Source organism: Pseudomonas sp. PD9R (genome assembly GCF_019200975.1).
Classification (GTDB): domain Bacteria; phylum Pseudomonadota; class Gammaproteobacteria; order Pseudomonadales; family Pseudomonadaceae; genus Aquipseudomonas.
Map to the genome: position 1 here is coordinate 97,872 of NZ_JAHTMR010000008.1, position 14,826 is coordinate 112,697.

Consider the following 14,826-nt stretch of genomic DNA (forward strand, 5'->3'; position numbering starts at 1 on the left):
ACCTAACATGGCGGTAGGCGCACCGTTTGCACGTAATACGTGTGTAGAACGCCATATCAAAAAATTCAGGGGCAATGCATGCTCATTCCCGATTTCAACTTGCTGATCACCCTTGATGTGTTGCTGGCTGAAGGCAGCGTGGCGCGCGCCGCTAAACGCTTGGGCCTGAGCCCGTCGGCAATGAGCCGGGCGCTGGCGCGATTGCGCGAAACCACGGGGGACCCGCTGCTGGTCAGGGCCGGGCGCGGATTGGTGCCGACCCCGCGAGCACTTGAGTTGCGCGAACGGGTCAGTCAACTGGTGCAGGAAGTCGAGGCGGTATTGCGTCCGGCCGAGCAACCCGACCTCATGCAATTGGTGCGCACCTTCACCCTGCGTACCAGCGAAGGCTTTGTCGAAAATTTTGCAGCACAACTGATTGCGCGCATCGCCGAACAAGCGCCGGGTGTGCGCTTGCGTTTCGTGCACAAACCGGACAAGGACAGCACGTCGCTGCGTGACGGCACTGTCGATCTGGAAACCGGCGTAGTCGGGAAGGGCACCAGCCCGGAGCTGCGGACTCAAGGTTTGTTCCGCGACCGCTTCATTGGCGTGGTGCGCAACGGCCATCCTCTTTGTCATGAAGAGATCACGCCTGAGCGTTATGCGGCGGGCAGTCACATCAGCGTGTCCCGCCGTGGACGGGACAAAGGGCCGATAGATGAAGCGCTTGCAGCGCTTGGGCTGGAGCGCCAGGTTTCGACCATTGTCGCGGGTTTCTCGACAGCGCTGGCACTTGCCCGATCTACCGAGTTGATCGCCAGCGTACCGGAGCGCCACACCGCCAATCTGCGAGTCGGTATGCACAGTTTTGACCTTGGGTTGCCGTTGCCGACCTTCACCGTCGCGATGCTCTGGCATCCGCGCCTGGATGCCGATCCGGCACATCGCTGGTTACGTGGTTGCCTTCGTGATGTTTGTGCGCAATAACGAATTATCGGGAAATCACAGGTTTGATTTAATCCTTGAAGTGATCAATATTGGTACAGTTGTTGTTAAGCTGATGTAACTACTTGTGGGGGGTGGCTTTTGTTTTTTTAGGAATATTGACGGGGTGTTTTGCTATAAAAATAATTTGAACTTTCGATAATTGAAAATGTATTGCGGTCAGCGAAAGAACTTTTCTGTAAGTGGCAATATGTCGCAAATGTCTAAAACTGGCCCAAGGCTATCAAATAGTGGCAATTGAATGTTAGGGCTGATAGTTGTGTTTATTTAAGCTAAATACTATTTAAGTAATTGAATTTAAACAAAAACATATTTTTTGTTGGTGATCTTTTTTCTTGGGTTTCATGGGGTTGTCGTCGCCATTTGGACAGTTGAAGCTGGTCATAAAGTGTGCCGTTTTAAATATCAAAATAAACTTATAATTACCTGCGCGATTTTCTGAGGCGGTGCTAGTGTTGGTTACTCCAATTAACCGCACTTGTCTGTCTGTAGAGGACGTGCGTCATGCCAACCTCAACTCCGCGGATTGCGATACTCGGTAATAGAGTGCCAAACCTGGATCTTCCAGAATTTGAACATTTTGCCGATTTGGGCAGCTTGTTGGCTGCCGTCGCATTTGATGTCGTATTGCTGGATTTGCCCGCTGCCTATGCGGGGAGGGTGCTGCGAAAGTTGCGCTCGGCCTCTTCTTACCGTTACACCCTCATTTACTGTTGTCGCGACCAGGATGGTTGGTGTGAGGCCTTGGGCGATGGCGCGTGCCCGGTCAACGCCAGTGAAATAAAAAATTTCTGGGGCGCATGGCGAGAACGCTTCAGGTTGTTCGAGCGCGGTAGCGGCCCCGAGCGTTTTGAGAGCCGTGTGCTGGCCTGGCTGTGGTTGCGCGACCACGCGCACATCTATGCCCTGCGAGACCCGCAAGTGCCGCAGCATTATCGCTATCCATTGCTCGACGCACTGGCTGATAACGAGCAGATCAACTCGTTTGCGTGGCTTAGCCTCATGGCACAGCAGGACTGGCTGGAAGAGGGCGTGCTGGTCGATCGCGTGCGGCTCTGTTCGGATTGTGGTTCCGGCCGGCTCAACTACATCGACGTGTGTGCCGAATGTCACGCCCTGGACATTTCGCGGCAACCGTCGCTGCACTGCTTCACGTGTGGTCATGTCGGACCGCAGGAATCCTTTCTCAAGGACGGGGTGTTGTTGTGCCCCAATTGTCTGAACCGCCTTCGCCACATTGGCACCGATTATGACCGCCCGATGGAGAACTATCGTTGTCGGTCATGCCAGGCGTTTTTTGTCGATGCCGAAGTGCAGGCGCGCTGCCTGGACTGTGGCCTGTCGCATACGCCTGACAAGTTACGGGTACGCGAGGTACGGGATTTCCGCCTGGCCGAGGCCGGGCGCTTCCGCTGTCGCCAGGAGTTCAGTGATCAATCGGGTCAGCACTTTGGTCGACTCAACCTGCTGGGCGGCAAGGATTTCTATGATCTGCTGAGCTGGCAGATACAGGTCGTGCGCCGCCACCCCGATCCTGCCTTTTCGCTGATCGGCCTGCGCTTCGTCAACCTGGCCGGCACCTTGTCGCACTTGGGTGAGCAACGCGGGCATGCCTTCATTGATAGCGTCGCCGATCGACTGGAGGAAACCGTCAGGACAACGGACCGCTGCTCGCGAAGTACCGAAGAGTTTTTCTGGATCATGCTGCCGCATACCGATGGCAAGGGACTGGAATGCGTCAAACAACGCTTGAGCCGGGTCGCCGAGCTGTTCTCGGCACCGGAGGTCAGCGACATTTCCCTGCGTGTCGTCAGCATCACCGCGCCCCACGATCTTCTCGACCAGGAAGATGGTGAACTATTGCTGGCCCGTTTGGCCGGTGAGTTGGTGTGATGACGCCTTTACTGGAACTTCTCTACAACGCGTTCGGCGGGCTGGTCGGGCCGGATGGCTTGAGCCGCTTGTTCTTCATGCTTTTCCCGTCGTTTCTGATTTTTGAACTGCCCATGATGATCATGGTGATGCTGGGCGTTCTGCGCTGGTTCGCCCGCCGACGTACGCGAGTGCCGAAGATCAGTGTTTATCGACCCAAGGTTTCTTGCATCATCACGTGCTACAGCGAAGGCATGGACGTCCAGACCACGCTGCTGAGCTTGTGCGAGCAGACCTATTGCGGCCACATCGAGATGATTCCGGTGGTGGACGGCGCCACGGTGAACCAGTCGACGCTGGCTGCCGTGCGCAGTTTCAACGTGGACCCGCAGTTGTATCCCCGGCGCCATTTGCGCCCGATTGCCAAATGGCAGCGAGGCGGGCGGGTGTCTTCATTGAACGCCGGGCTGTCGCTTGCCGGCGGTGAAATCGTGATGGCGCTCGATGGTGATACCTCGTTCGATAACAACATGGTCAGCGCCATCGTGCGGCATTTCGAGGACCCTTCAGTGCCTGCGGTTGCCGGTAGCCTGCGGGTGCGCAATGTCTGGAGTTCCTGGGTGACGGCCATGCAGGCGCTGGAATACCTGCTGTCGATTCATATGTCGAAAATCGGTTTGGCCGAATGGAACCTGGTCAACAACGTCTCGGGTGCCTTCGGGGCATTCCGTCGCAGTTTCCTGGTGAAGATCGGTGGCTGGAATACCCACACCGCCGAGGACCTGGACCTGACGTTGCGCATCAAGAGTTACTTCAAGCGCCATGACCTGAAGATCCCCTTCGAACCCGAGGCGATTGGTCATACCGATGCACCGGCGACGCTCGGTCAGTTTCTGATGCAGCGTTTGCGCTGGGACGGGGACCTGTTTTTCCTCTACATCAGGAAGCACAACCGCAACATCGACCCGAAATTATTGGGCTGGAAAACCTTCCTGATGATTCTGGTCACGGGTTTCTTCTTCCAGTTGGTGCTGCCGTTCATCATCTTCAGCTACACCTTGCTGGCGATTTTTATCCTGCCGGGCACGACGCTGCTGTTTCTGTTTTCCCTGATTTATGCGTTGTACCTGACGATCACCGTGCTGATGTTCTGCGCCATGTTGTTGATGGTCTCCGATCGTCCTCGACAGGACATGACCCTGGGGTTGTTGGTGCCGTTCTTCCCGCTGTTCATGCTGCTCCTGCGCTGCTGGAGCGTGGTCGCCATGCTCAACGAGATGTTCCGGCGCGGGCATGAGGAAAGTTCGATGGCACCGTGGTGGGTGCTTAAGCGAGCCACGAGGTTTTGATATGCGATCGATACTTCTGGCCCTGTTGCTGGTGGTACAACCCGTGATGCTCCAGGCCGCGCCGTCGGGGAAATGGTCCCAGGCCAGCTATGTGTGGGACAGCGAAGCGTTGCTCGATCCCGAACAGCGGCCGGCCGAGCTTGAGGCGCTGCGCAGCGCCGGGATGGACAAGATTTACCTCGGTCTCAAGGCCGCACAGATCAAGGACCTTGCCACCACGCGCCAACGCCTGGAGCAACTGCTTCAGGACGCGAAGCGCAGCGGGGTGCAAGTCAGCCTGTTGCTGGGCGACCCAAGCTGGATCGAGCCGCAGGAGCGCCACCAGCTCACAGACTTGCTGACCAAACTCAAGGGCCTTGCCTTCATCAGCCTGCACCTCGACCTGGAGGTCGAGCAACTGGGTGTACCCGTCCCGGATCAGCACTTGAAAGACTGGCTCGAGACCTTGCGCATGGCCGCCCGGGAGAGCCCATGGCCGGTCGAGATTTCCAGTCATCATCGCTGGTTCGCCGAAAAGAAGGCCGGCCAAACCTGCGTGCCCTGTGCGCTTCCCGACGCAGGCGTGCGTCAGGTCAGCCTGATGATTTACACCCGCAATCCAAAAAACAGCGCGCAACTGGCAGAACAAATCGCCAGGCGCTGGCCTGATCTGCAATTTCGCCTGGCGCAAAGCACCGAGCCGCAACTGGAGGCCACGGAAAGCTGGGCCGGCGCGTCAACCGAGCAGTTGCAACACCAGAACAGCGCCTGGCGGGATCAACTGCAACCCTTGGGCATTGCCGGCATTGACTGGCAAGCCTGGCAAGACTTTCCAAAACGGTGAACGGTTATGAAGATTCGTTTTGATAGTCGTAAGGAACTGAGCCCGACTCAGGAGCAGGGTTTGAGCGTGCTCTACGCGCCGGGCAAGCGCACGGCGTTTCGCGTGCGCTGGTATCTGATCCTGTTTTTGGTTGCGAGCCCTTTGATCTGGCTGGGCGGCAAGTTGGCCTACGGCATGTTGATGATTGACGCGCCGGCGCAGTTGCGCTTGCCGATTCTTGAAGTGCGCGCACGGGATGCCGGTCGGGTCGAACAACTGTTGGTCATTACCGGTGATCAGGTGCGGGTCGATCAGCCACTGGTCAATCTCGACAACCCCGAATGGCGCGCCCGGCTATCGCAACTGGCGGCGATGCCGACCAGTCCAGCGAAACCGGCCGTCAACAAATTGGGCGGCAGCGAGCGCCAGTTGCTCCGCACGCGCATAGGCAGGGCGCAAGAGCACATAAGGGTACTTGAAGACCTTGTGTTACGAGGCGCTGTCTCTCCGGGTGAAGTGCTGGCGGCCAAGTCCGAACTCGACAGCTTTCGAGCCGATTTGCTGGCGTTCGAGCGTCGTGAGCAACTGGCCAGTCAGGCGCCGGTCAGCGAGCAGCGTGAGGTGACTCAACAGAACGCCGAACAACAATGGTTGAAGACGCGCCTCGCCGCGTTGCCGGTTAAAGCCGCGCAGAGCGGGCGGGTTGCAGAAGTGTTGGTCAACCCCGGCGAAAACGTCGGTGCCGGGACGCTACTGATGCGCATTGAGCGACAGGAGGACCCGCTGTTGTGGATCTATCTGGAGCCGCTGAACATCACCTACGCCGGCATTGGTCAGCCGCTGCGTGTGCGCATGCCCAATGGTGACTGGCTCAATGCCCATGTTGTCCAGGCAGTGGACAGCGCCGGTCGCACGCCGACGGTGTTACGCGGGCCGTTCGCTGCCAGCGAAATGGGCTTGCAGGTTGCTGCCCGGTTTGATCGCCCGCTGCCAGCGCGCTGGAGAATCGATCAACTGCCGTTGAATGTTCGATTCCCTACCGACTGGCAACAGATGCTCACTGACAGCCGTGAATTCATGGAGCAGGTGGGGGACTTCATCGCCATTGATCGGGCAACCGCCACGGCTCAGGAAAGTCGCTAATGCTCAGAAATATTGATTGCGGCGGCCGGTAGAGGCGACTTCGGTCGCCAGCAGGTGCTCCGCCAGCACATCGTTCAAGAACCGGAACTGATCATTGAGCCCGACCACTTCATTGTTGAAGTGGTTGTCGGCGGCTGGAATCAGCATCGCGGCGAATTTTTTGTCGAACACCAGGGTCAACACTTTACGAGACTCAAAAGGTTGCGAGTAATAGTTGCTGCCGAACACCGGGAAGCTCACGGACAGGGTTATTGCGTTGAACATGACGTGCGCTCCTCGGAAAGGACGAACCAGCCAAACACGCTCAACGTGAAGGCCGTCAGGGCCAGACAGGTCAGGAGATGGATAAGCATGATTCGACCCTCCGCTACAGGGTTTCGTATTGGGTTGAGGTCGATCCTACGCTGACGGTAGGTGGGCGGAAGGCATTCGTGGCGATGGTGAATATCGACGCAAGTGATGGTCGTTTTTGTCGGTATTCTTCCGGGCCCCTTCGCGGGCAAGCCATGCTCCTACAGCTATTGTGTCGTTCACCGGATCTGTGGACGCACATGCGCCTGTAGGAGCGAGGCTTTCCCGCGAAGGGGCCCGGAAAAGCACCGAAAAATACTGGCACCTATACTCAAATCAGGACCTTTTGAACGCCGGACATCCTGTCCGGAACAGACTTGGGAAACCGCGATCTTGAACCTGCGTTCGCTGATCGTCGCCGTGCTGGTGGTGTTGGCGGGCTGCGTCACGGCACCGCGCGCGCCGGTGGAAGTGCCGCAAGTCATGATTTCCCCGAGTACCTGGCAGCAAGTCGATCGGGAGATTGTCGAGGCGTCGCAATCGGCCACCGAGCAGACCAGAATCTACGCCCGAGGCGCTATGGACTACTGGCGCACGCGGGTCTACGAGCTGACCGAACAGAACTTCATCCCATGGTTCAGCAGTTACTGGACCCAGGAATGGCTGTCGATGAAGGTCAGTTGGTACACCATCAGTGCCAAGGGCGAGCAGGATGCTTCGGAAAAGCGTCTGGCCGCTTATCTGCTGGAGCAATACCAGGAAAAGGTGTTGGCACCTGCCGCAGTGGAAATTGACCCGGATGCGATCCTCAGCCTCGCAGCGGCGTTCTACGTCGACATTCTCAAGGAAGAATTGCAGAAGATCTCCCAGCGCCATGGCGTGCCGATGGCCCAACTCAATGGCCGCATCCAGAAAATCCCCGCGATTGCCCTCGGACCGCCACCGCCCCGGGACGCGTCGCTGTATCAGGTCGTGCACACCGAATCCCTGAACACATTGCCGGCGTACGCGGCGCTGATCGACAAGATCCACACGGCTGGTGGCGATAAAGGTGTCGGCTCGACCGACACCGCCATGGCGCCGGTGGCCAAGCGCGCCAGCCAACGAATGGAAGCCGAAATGGCCCCGCGTGGTGCGGCCAGTGCGGTGGCGGCGGCAGCAGGCAAACTCGCTGGCGGCTTGATTACCGTGGGGGTGGCGGGGATACGCGCATTGATTCAGGCCAGCGACCGACCGGACAGCGAAGCGCTGATTCGCAGCAGCCTGGGCAACACGTTCGACAAAGCCTGGTTGAAGCTCGTGCAAGACCCGAGAACCGGAGTCATGGCGGGGACGTTGTACATGGCGGCGCAGATCGAAGGGAACCTGGCGCAGAGTGCCGCACCGCCGGTCGGTTCGAGCGGGGAATCTGTCGATTGGAGCCCGACGGAATCGACTAACCAGCAGATCAACCCGTGACCCAAGGAGAATACCCATGTCCTATGTAGATGGTTTTATCGCTGCCGTACCCACCGCCAACCGCGAAAAATTCAAGAAGCACGCCGAAATCGCAGCGGTGATTTTCAAGGAAAACGGCGCGTTGAGTCTGGCCGAGTGCTGGGGGGATGACGTGCCGGAGGGCAAGGTCACGTCGTTCCCGATGTCGGTGAAACTCAAGGAAGACGAAACCGTGGTGTTCGGCTGGATCATCTGGCCGGACAAGGCCACCCGCAATGCCGGGATGGAAAAAATGATGCAAGACCAACGCATGAAGCCGGACGTCAATCCGATGCCATTTGACGGTCAGCGCATGGTGTTCGGCGGTTTTGAGATGTTCGTCAAAGCCTGATGCGAACCCCGGGATCACTCCGACGCCGGAGTGATCCTGCAGCTCTTGCGATTGCGGATCTCGCTGTCCGTCGGCCGCTCTCGGATGAACTCGAAACGCGGTTCGCCTTCGCTGTAATGCACCAGCCAGCCCCATTCCAGCTCGAACTCGTCCTGGCCAGGCTTGGGCGGCGCGGCCCACCATGGTTCCTTGCTGATGATCTGTCGCATGGCCCCCTCCGAATAATTCGCTAGCCTCAACTATAACTTGCATGCCGGGAGCTGCCAGAAATGCGCCATGTACGCGATCCTTGCAGGAGCGAAGCTTGCTCGCGAAAGCGGTGGAACATTCAGCACTTCTGCATGATGCAAAACCGCTTTCGCGAGCAAGCTTCGCTCCTACAGGTGATCCCGCAGAGGTGTCATGCATGACTGACGAATCCCGTGAGCCGTTCAAACGGCTGTTTTTTGCGCTGGACTGTGTACCCGCGCAGCGCAAGGCCATCGCCCAGTGGCGCAGCGCCTTGCAACTGCGCAGCGGGCGGCCGGTGCCGGCGGAGAACTTTCACCTGACGCTGAAGTTCTTGGGCTCAGTGGGCGCTGCGCAGATTGCCGACATTTGCGCGGCTGCGGCGTCTGTGCGCACGCCGGCTGCCCGCATGACGGTGGTGCTTGATCGAATGGATGTGTGGCACCGGGCCGGGGTGTTGGTACTGGCGCCGGAGCAGGCACCGCCAGGGTTATTGCGCCTGGTGTATGACCTTGAGCAGGCCTTGCTGCCGTTCGGATTGGAAGATGCGCCACGGGAATTTCGTCCGCACGTGACCCTGGCCCGAGACTATCGGGCACCGGTTCCGGAAGCCTCGGAACCGCCGGAGTTTTTCCTGCGCGCCGATCGCTTCACCCTGTTCGAATCGCACAAGGGCCGCTATCGGGCACTGGCCGATTGGCCGCTGGGCACTGCGTAAGCCCAAACAAAAAAAGGCGCCCGAGGGCGCCAAACTTCACCTTAACCGAGGAGCCAGGTGAGCAATGCAGCGGTGGTAAGGCGCTGCATGAACAAAAGGTTTTTTCACTCCCTGTAGGAGCTGCCGCAGGCTGCGATCTTTTGACGTTGCTTTTAAAAACAAGATCAAAAGCTCGCAGCCTGCGGCAGCTCCTACAGGTGCAGGGTTACTTGCCGAGTTTTACCTTGGTCCAGCCCCGGGTCATCACCCGTTGCACACCAATCGGCATGTCAGGAATGGCATACAAAGTCGCCATCACTTCCTCTGAAGGATAGGAGCCCGGTTCGTTGCGAATCGCTTCATCCACCAGCGGCGTAGCGGCGGCGTTGGCGTTGCTGTAACCGATGCTGTTGGTGATCTCGGCGATGATGTCCGGGCGCATCAGGAAGTTCATGAACAGGTAGGCGTTCTCGACGTTGGTGGCGTCCCGTGGGATGGCGACCATGTCGTAGAAACTGCCGGCGCCTTCTTTCGGAATGCTGTAGTCGATCTTCACTTTGTCGCCGGCTTCAAGGGCGCGGGCCTTGGCCTGCAGGACGTCGCCGGAGTAACCGACAGCCACGCAGATGTTGCCGTTGGCCAGGTCAGAGATGTACTTCGACGAATGGAAGTACGCCACGTACGGGCGAATCTTCATGAACAACGCTTCGGCTTCGGCAATGTGTTGCTTGTCCTGATCGTTCACCGGGTAGCCCAGGTAGTGCAGGGCGGCCGGGAGCATTTCAGTTGGCGAATCGAGGAAACTGATGCCGCAGGCTTTCAGTTTTTCAGCGTTTTCCGGTTTGAACAGCAGGTCCCAGGAATTGGTCGGGGCGTTGGCGCCAAGCACTTCCTTGACCTTCTCCGGGTTGAAGCCGATACCGATCGAGCCCCACATGTACGGGAAGGCGTGGGCGTTATCCGGGTCGCTGGCGGAAGCGTTTTTCAACAGCACGGTATTGAGGTTTTTCCAGTTCGACAGCTTGGATTTGTCCAGTGTCTGGTAAACGCCGGCCTTGACCTGCTTGGCCAGGAAACTGTTGGACGGCACAACGATGTCGTAACCGGATTTGCCCGCTAGCAGGCGTGCCTCAAGGGTTTCGTTGCTGTCGAATACATCGTAGGTCACCTGGATGCCGGTCTCGTCTTCGAACTTCTTGACGGTGTCCGGGGCAATGTAATCCGACCAGTTGTAGACACGCAGAACCTTGTCATTGGCCTGGGCGCCGGTGGTGATCGCGCCCAATAAGGACAGTGTCAGCAGAGTCCTGCCAAACATTTTCATCGGTACAACTCCATTTCTTTTTTATTCAAATACGCAAAGCAATTGCAGTGAACACAAGCCTCTCATCTTGTAGGAGCTGTCGAGTGAAACGAGGCTGCGATCTTTTGATTTTAAGAAGCGAGATCAAAAGATCGCAGCCTGCGGCAGCTCCTACATTAGGCGGTGGCTTCCAGTATTTGCTTTTTAGGTTGCTGCCAGGATTCGCTGGCGGTCTGGTCCATGGCTTCCTGGATCGCACGTTTACGGGTGGCTTCGGCACGGCGGCTGAAGTACCAGACCATGAAGGTCACGATCGATACCGCCAACAGGATCAGGCTGGCCACGGCGTTGATCTCAGGCTTCACGCCCAGACGTACCGCCGAGAACACTTCCATCGGCAGGGTCGTGGAACCCGGACCGGACACGAAGCTCGCCAGCACCAGGTCATCCAGCGACAGGGCGAACGACATCATGCCGCCGGCCGCCAGGGATGGCGCGATCATCGGGATGGTGATCAGGAAGAACACCTTGAACGGCTTCGCGCCCAGGTCCATGGCCGCTTCTTCGATGGACAGGTCCAGCTCGCGAAGGCGGGCGGAGACTACCACTGCAACGTAAGCGGCACAAAACGTGGTGTGAGCGATCCAGATCGTCACGATGCCGCGTTCCATTGGCCAGCCGATCAACTGCGCCATCGCGACGAACAGCAGCAACAGCGACAGACCGGTAATCACTTCGGGCATTACCAGCGGCGCAGTCACCAGGCCACCGAACAGCGTACGACCCTTGAAGCGGGTAACGCGCGTCAGCACGAATGCCGCCAGCGTACCCAGTGCCACCGCTGCCACTGCCGTGTAGCAGGCGATTTCCAGCGAACGTCCCACCGAGCCCATCAGTTGCGTGTTGTCGAGCAGGCCGACGTACCACTTCACCGACCAGCCGCCCCATACCGTTACCAGTTTCGAGGCGTTGAACGAATAGATCACCAGAATCAGCATCGGCATGTAGATGAACGACAGGCCAAGCACCAGCATCAACTTTGAAAATCCGAAACGTTTCATCCCCGTGCCTCCATCTCTTTGGCCTGGCTGCGGTTGAACAGCAGAATCGGCACAATCAGGATCAACAGCATCACCACCGCCAGGGCAGACGCCACCGGCCAGTCGCGGTTGTTGAAGAACTCTTGCCACAACACACGGCCGATCATCAGGGTTTCCGGGCCACCCAGCAGCTCAGGAATCACGAACTCACCGACCACTGGAATGAACACCAGCATGCAACCGGCGATGATGCCGTTCTTGGCCAGCGGCACGGTGATTTTCCAGAAACTGTTGAAGGTGCTCGAACCCAGGTCCGACGCGGCTTCCAGCAGGCTTTGATCGTGCTTCACCAGGTTGGCATACAGCGGCAGGATCATGAACGGCAGATACGCATACACCACGCCGATATACACGGCGGTGTTGGTGTTGAGGATCTCGATCGGGTGCGATGTCAGCCCGGTCCACATCAGGAACGCGTTGAGCAAACCGTTGTTGCTGAGGATGCCCATCCACGCATAAACGCGGATCAGGATAGCGGTCCAGGTCGGCATCATGATCAGCAGCATCAGGACGTTTTGCGCTTCCTTGCTCGCCTTGGTAATGGCGTAGGCCATCGGGAAACCGACCACCAGGCACATCAATGTGCTGAACAGCGCGACCTTCAACGAACCCAGATAGGCGGAGAGGTACAGCTCATCTTCGCCCAGCAAGGTGTAGTTGCCGATGTTCAGGAGCAGCTGGAATTTCTGCTCGGCATAAGTGTAGATCTCCGAGTAGGGCGGAATGGCCAGGGCCGCTTCCGAAAAGCTGATCTTCATCACCAGGAAGAACGGCAACAGGAAGAACAGACACAGCCACAGGAACGGAATGCCGATGACGAGTTTTCGTCCGCTGGGCACCAGGCGCAGGAATTGCTGATTGAAGGTTCTCATGCGCGCAGTACCACGCCGCTGTCGTCTTCCCACCACACGAAGACCGGATCGTTCCAGGTCGGACGTGCACCGCGGCGTTCGGCGTTAGCCATGAACGACTGCACGATTTTGCCGCCAGGCAGCTCGACGTAGAACACCGAGTGACCACCGAGGTAGGCGATGTCGTGCACCTTGCCACTGGACCAGTTGTAGCGCGTGTCCGGCTGGGTGGTGCTGACCAGCATTTTTTCCGGGCGGATGGCGTAGGTGATCGACTTGTCCTGCACCGAAGTGCTGACGCCGTGACCGACGTAGATCTTCTGTTCCAGGTCCGGGCTGTGGATGATCGCGTGACCTTCCAGGTCTTCCACGACGGTGCCGTCGAAGGCGTTCGAATGGCCGATGAACTCGCAGACCATACGGCTGACCGGTGCTTCATAAATGTCGACCGGGCTGCCGATCTGGGCAATCCAGCCCAGGTGCATGATCGCGATGCGCTCGGCCATGGTCATGGCCTCTTCCTGGTCGTGGGTCACCATCACGCAGGTCACGCCGACGCGCTCGATGATTTCTACCAGTTCCAACTGCATCTGCGAACGCAGTTTCTTGTCCAGCGCGCCCATTGGTTCGTCGAGCAACAGCAGTTTCGGACGCTTGGCCAGGGAGCGAGCCAATGCCACACGCTGACGCTGACCACCGGACAACTGATGGGGTTTGCGTTTGGCGTACTGAGTCATGTGCACCAGGCGCAGCATCTCTTCAACACGGGCGTCGATTTCGGCAGCGGGCAAACGGTCCTGCTTGAGGCCGAAGGCGATGTTCTGTGCGACGGTCATGTGCGGGAACAGTGCATACGACTGGAACATCATGTTGATCGGCCGCTCGTAGGGCGGCATGTCGGTGATGTCGACACCGTCCAGCAGAATGCGGCCTTCGGTCGGGCGCTCGAAGCCGGCGAGCATGCGCAGCAGCGTCGATTTACCGGAACCGGAGCCACCGAGCAGGGCAAAGATTTCGCCCTGATAGATCTCCAGGGACACATCGTCCACAGCGGTGGTTTCGTCGAATTTCTTGGTGACGCGGTCGATTTTCACTAACACCTTTTTCGGTGCCTGGTGACCTTCAAGAGCCTTCCGGTAGATGCTGGAGGCGTTTGCCATGTGAAACTCCCAACAGGTTTCATTCGCCGGGCCAACGCGGCCTGACTTAATAGTTGATTGCAAACCCGAGCAGTGCAGTGCGGGTCAATCGGAATGCGGTTCCCTGTAGGAGCGAGGCTTGCCCGCGAAGACGGAGTGTCAGTCGACATATTCGTTGCCTGATGTACCGCTTTCGCGAGCAAGCTTCGCTCCTACAGGGTATTGCGCATGCCTGACGGACACTCCGCTCGGGCTTATTCGGCGCCGCCGTCCTGGCTGCCTGGTAGTGCTTGTTGTTATTGCAGTGTGTTGTTGTCGTGAGGGGCGGGCGCACACAGGCGCGCCCGACTGGCCCACGGGGGCAGTGAAATCGTTGAATGCGGGTATTGAGTCGTCAGCGTGAGTTACGCAGCGCCGCTCGTTGCCGGCACGCTTCGCCAAACGCCTGGAAAATTCTCAAATAAGGAGGATTCGACAGAACCTGCCATTCCGGGTGCCATTGCACGCCGAGGGCAAAAGCCTTGCTGCGTTCGACCGAGACCGCTTCGATCAATCCATCCGGCGCGAGCGCTTCGGCACGCAGGCCGGGGGCGAGTCTGTCGATGCCCTGGCTGTGAATCGAATTGACCTGAAACTCGGCTGGCAGATCCAGTGCCTCGAACACGCCACCCGGCTGCACATTAACGGCATGCGCCGGTGCGTATTGCACCGCCAGGTCCGGATGGTTGGCTTCGCGATGATCGAGGAAGCCAGGCAGTTCATGGACCTTCTGATGCAGACTGCCACCGAACGCCACGTTCATCTCCTGAAAGCCCCGGCAGATGCCGAGCACCGGAACGCCAGCCGCAATCGCTGCGCGAATCAGGGGAAGGGTGGTGCGATCCCGCTGGGGATCGTGTTCCGTGCCGGGAGCGCTGTCGGGGCCTTGATAGTGGAAGGGTTCCACATTCGACGGCGAGCCGGTCAGCAACAGACCGTCGAGCTGCGGGAGCAGATCATCGATTTCGGTCAGTTCAGCCAGGGAAGGAATGACGACGGGCAGCCCTAGCGCCGCAACGCTGACAGCACGCAAGTACTTGTCGCCGCTGACGTGGTAGGGGTGCAGACCAATCTGTTTGACGCATGCTGTAACGCCGATCAATGGCTTGAGTGCCATTTTTATCACCTCGAAGTTTCACACTTGAACGAGCTTTTCCGGAGCTTAGCCTTGTTGATTTTAATTAACAACTCTCATGT

The 14,826-nt window shown here is 58.3% G+C and carries 15 protein-coding genes; 8 read left to right on the forward strand and 7 right to left on the reverse strand.

Features of this window, described 5'->3' with window-relative positions:
• The first annotated feature begins 78 nt into the window (after positions 1 to 78).
• The 5 genes from KUF73_RS17050 (at position 79) to KUF73_RS17070 (ending at position 6,153) form a co-directional block, all read left to right on the forward strand.
• Positions 79 to 969 carry a LysR family transcriptional regulator gene (locus tag KUF73_RS17050; protein ID WP_218439226.1) on the forward strand — a complete coding sequence of 297 codons (891 nt, stop codon included), beginning with the start codon at positions 79 to 81 and terminating at the stop codon, positions 967 to 969.
• A 522-nt stretch (positions 970 to 1,491) separates the two neighbouring features.
• Positions 1,492 to 2,880 (forward strand): diguanylate cyclase domain-containing protein, encoded by a 1,389-nt coding sequence (locus KUF73_RS17055; protein WP_218439227.1) that lies wholly within the window; start codon positions 1,492 to 1,494, stop codon positions 2,878 to 2,880.
• Positions 2,880 to 4,208 (forward strand): glycosyltransferase, encoded by a 1,329-nt coding sequence (locus KUF73_RS17060; RefSeq protein WP_218439228.1) that lies wholly within the window; start codon positions 2,880 to 2,882, stop codon positions 4,206 to 4,208. The genes KUF73_RS17055 and KUF73_RS17060 overlap by 1 nt, the downstream gene beginning before the upstream one ends.
• Before the next feature lies 1 nt (position 4,209).
• Entirely contained in the window at positions 4,210 to 5,031 is an 822-nt protein-coding gene (locus tag KUF73_RS17065; RefSeq protein ID WP_218439229.1) for a hypothetical protein, read from the forward strand.
• A 6-nt stretch (positions 5,032 to 5,037) separates the two neighbouring features.
• Positions 5,038 to 6,153, forward strand: a complete 1,116-nt coding sequence (locus KUF73_RS17070) for an HlyD family secretion protein (protein WP_218439230.1) — start codon at positions 5,038 to 5,040, stop codon at positions 6,151 to 6,153.
• Positions 6,154 to 6,156: 3 nt separating this feature from the next.
• Here KUF73_RS17070 and KUF73_RS17075 read toward each other — a convergent pair whose 3' ends face one another.
• Positions 6,157 to 6,417 carry a hypothetical protein gene (locus KUF73_RS17075; protein WP_218439231.1) on the reverse strand — a complete coding sequence of 87 codons (261 nt, stop codon included), beginning with the start codon at positions 6,415 to 6,417 and terminating at the stop codon, positions 6,157 to 6,159.
• A gap of 420 nt (positions 6,418 to 6,837) precedes the next feature.
• Between KUF73_RS17075 and KUF73_RS17080 the strand changes: the two genes are divergently transcribed.
• Both KUF73_RS17080 and KUF73_RS17085 read left to right on the forward strand, forming a co-directional pair.
• On the forward strand, positions 6,838 to 7,902 hold the full coding sequence (locus KUF73_RS17080) for a hypothetical protein (protein ID WP_218439232.1): 1,065 nt from the start codon (positions 6,838 to 6,840) through the stop codon (positions 7,900 to 7,902).
• Positions 7,903 to 7,918: 16 nt separating this feature from the next.
• Positions 7,919 to 8,272, forward strand: coding sequence for a DUF1428 domain-containing protein (locus KUF73_RS17085; protein WP_218439233.1), 354 nt, complete (start codon positions 7,919 to 7,921; stop codon positions 8,270 to 8,272).
• Between the two features lie 14 nt (positions 8,273 to 8,286).
• Here the strand turns inward: KUF73_RS17085 and KUF73_RS17090 are convergent, their stop codons facing one another.
• Positions 8,287 to 8,481 (reverse strand): hypothetical protein, encoded by a 195-nt coding sequence (locus KUF73_RS17090; protein ID WP_218439234.1) that lies wholly within the window; start codon positions 8,479 to 8,481, stop codon positions 8,287 to 8,289.
• 197 nt (positions 8,482 to 8,678) lie between these two features.
• Here KUF73_RS17090 and thpR point away from each other — a divergent pair, with 197 nt between their 5' ends.
• Positions 8,679 to 9,218: an RNA 2',3'-cyclic phosphodiesterase gene (thpR, locus tag KUF73_RS17095; protein WP_218439235.1), complete on the forward strand. Its 540-nt coding sequence runs from the start codon at positions 8,679 to 8,681 to the stop codon at positions 9,216 to 9,218.
• Between the two features lie 205 nt (positions 9,219 to 9,423).
• On the opposite strand, the gene KUF73_RS17100 is transcribed toward thpR, so the two are convergent.
• From KUF73_RS17100 to KUF73_RS17120, 5 genes are all read right to left on the reverse strand, one after another.
• Complete coding sequence (locus KUF73_RS17100) at positions 9,424 to 10,521, reverse strand: polyamine ABC transporter substrate-binding protein (RefSeq protein WP_218439236.1); 1,098 nt, start codon at positions 10,519 to 10,521, stop codon at positions 9,424 to 9,426.
• A 155-nt stretch (positions 10,522 to 10,676) separates the two neighbouring features.
• Positions 10,677 to 11,561, reverse strand: a complete 885-nt coding sequence (locus tag KUF73_RS17105; protein WP_218439237.1) for an ABC transporter permease subunit — start codon at positions 11,559 to 11,561, stop codon at positions 10,677 to 10,679.
• A complete protein-coding gene (locus KUF73_RS17110) occupies positions 11,558 to 12,439 on the reverse strand; it encodes an ABC transporter permease subunit (protein ID WP_218439376.1) in 882 nt (293 codons plus the stop codon). The genes KUF73_RS17105 and KUF73_RS17110 overlap by 4 nt, the downstream gene beginning before the upstream one ends.
• A 29-nt stretch (positions 12,440 to 12,468) precedes the next feature.
• Positions 12,469 to 13,611, reverse strand: coding sequence for an ABC transporter ATP-binding protein (locus KUF73_RS17115; protein WP_218439238.1), 1,143 nt, complete (start codon positions 13,609 to 13,611; stop codon positions 12,469 to 12,471).
• Positions 13,612 to 13,984: 373 nt separating this feature from the next.
• Entirely contained in the window at positions 13,985 to 14,746 is a 762-nt protein-coding gene (locus tag KUF73_RS17120; protein WP_218439239.1) for a gamma-glutamyl-gamma-aminobutyrate hydrolase family protein, read from the reverse strand.
• Positions 14,747 to 14,826 lie beyond the last annotated feature (80 nt).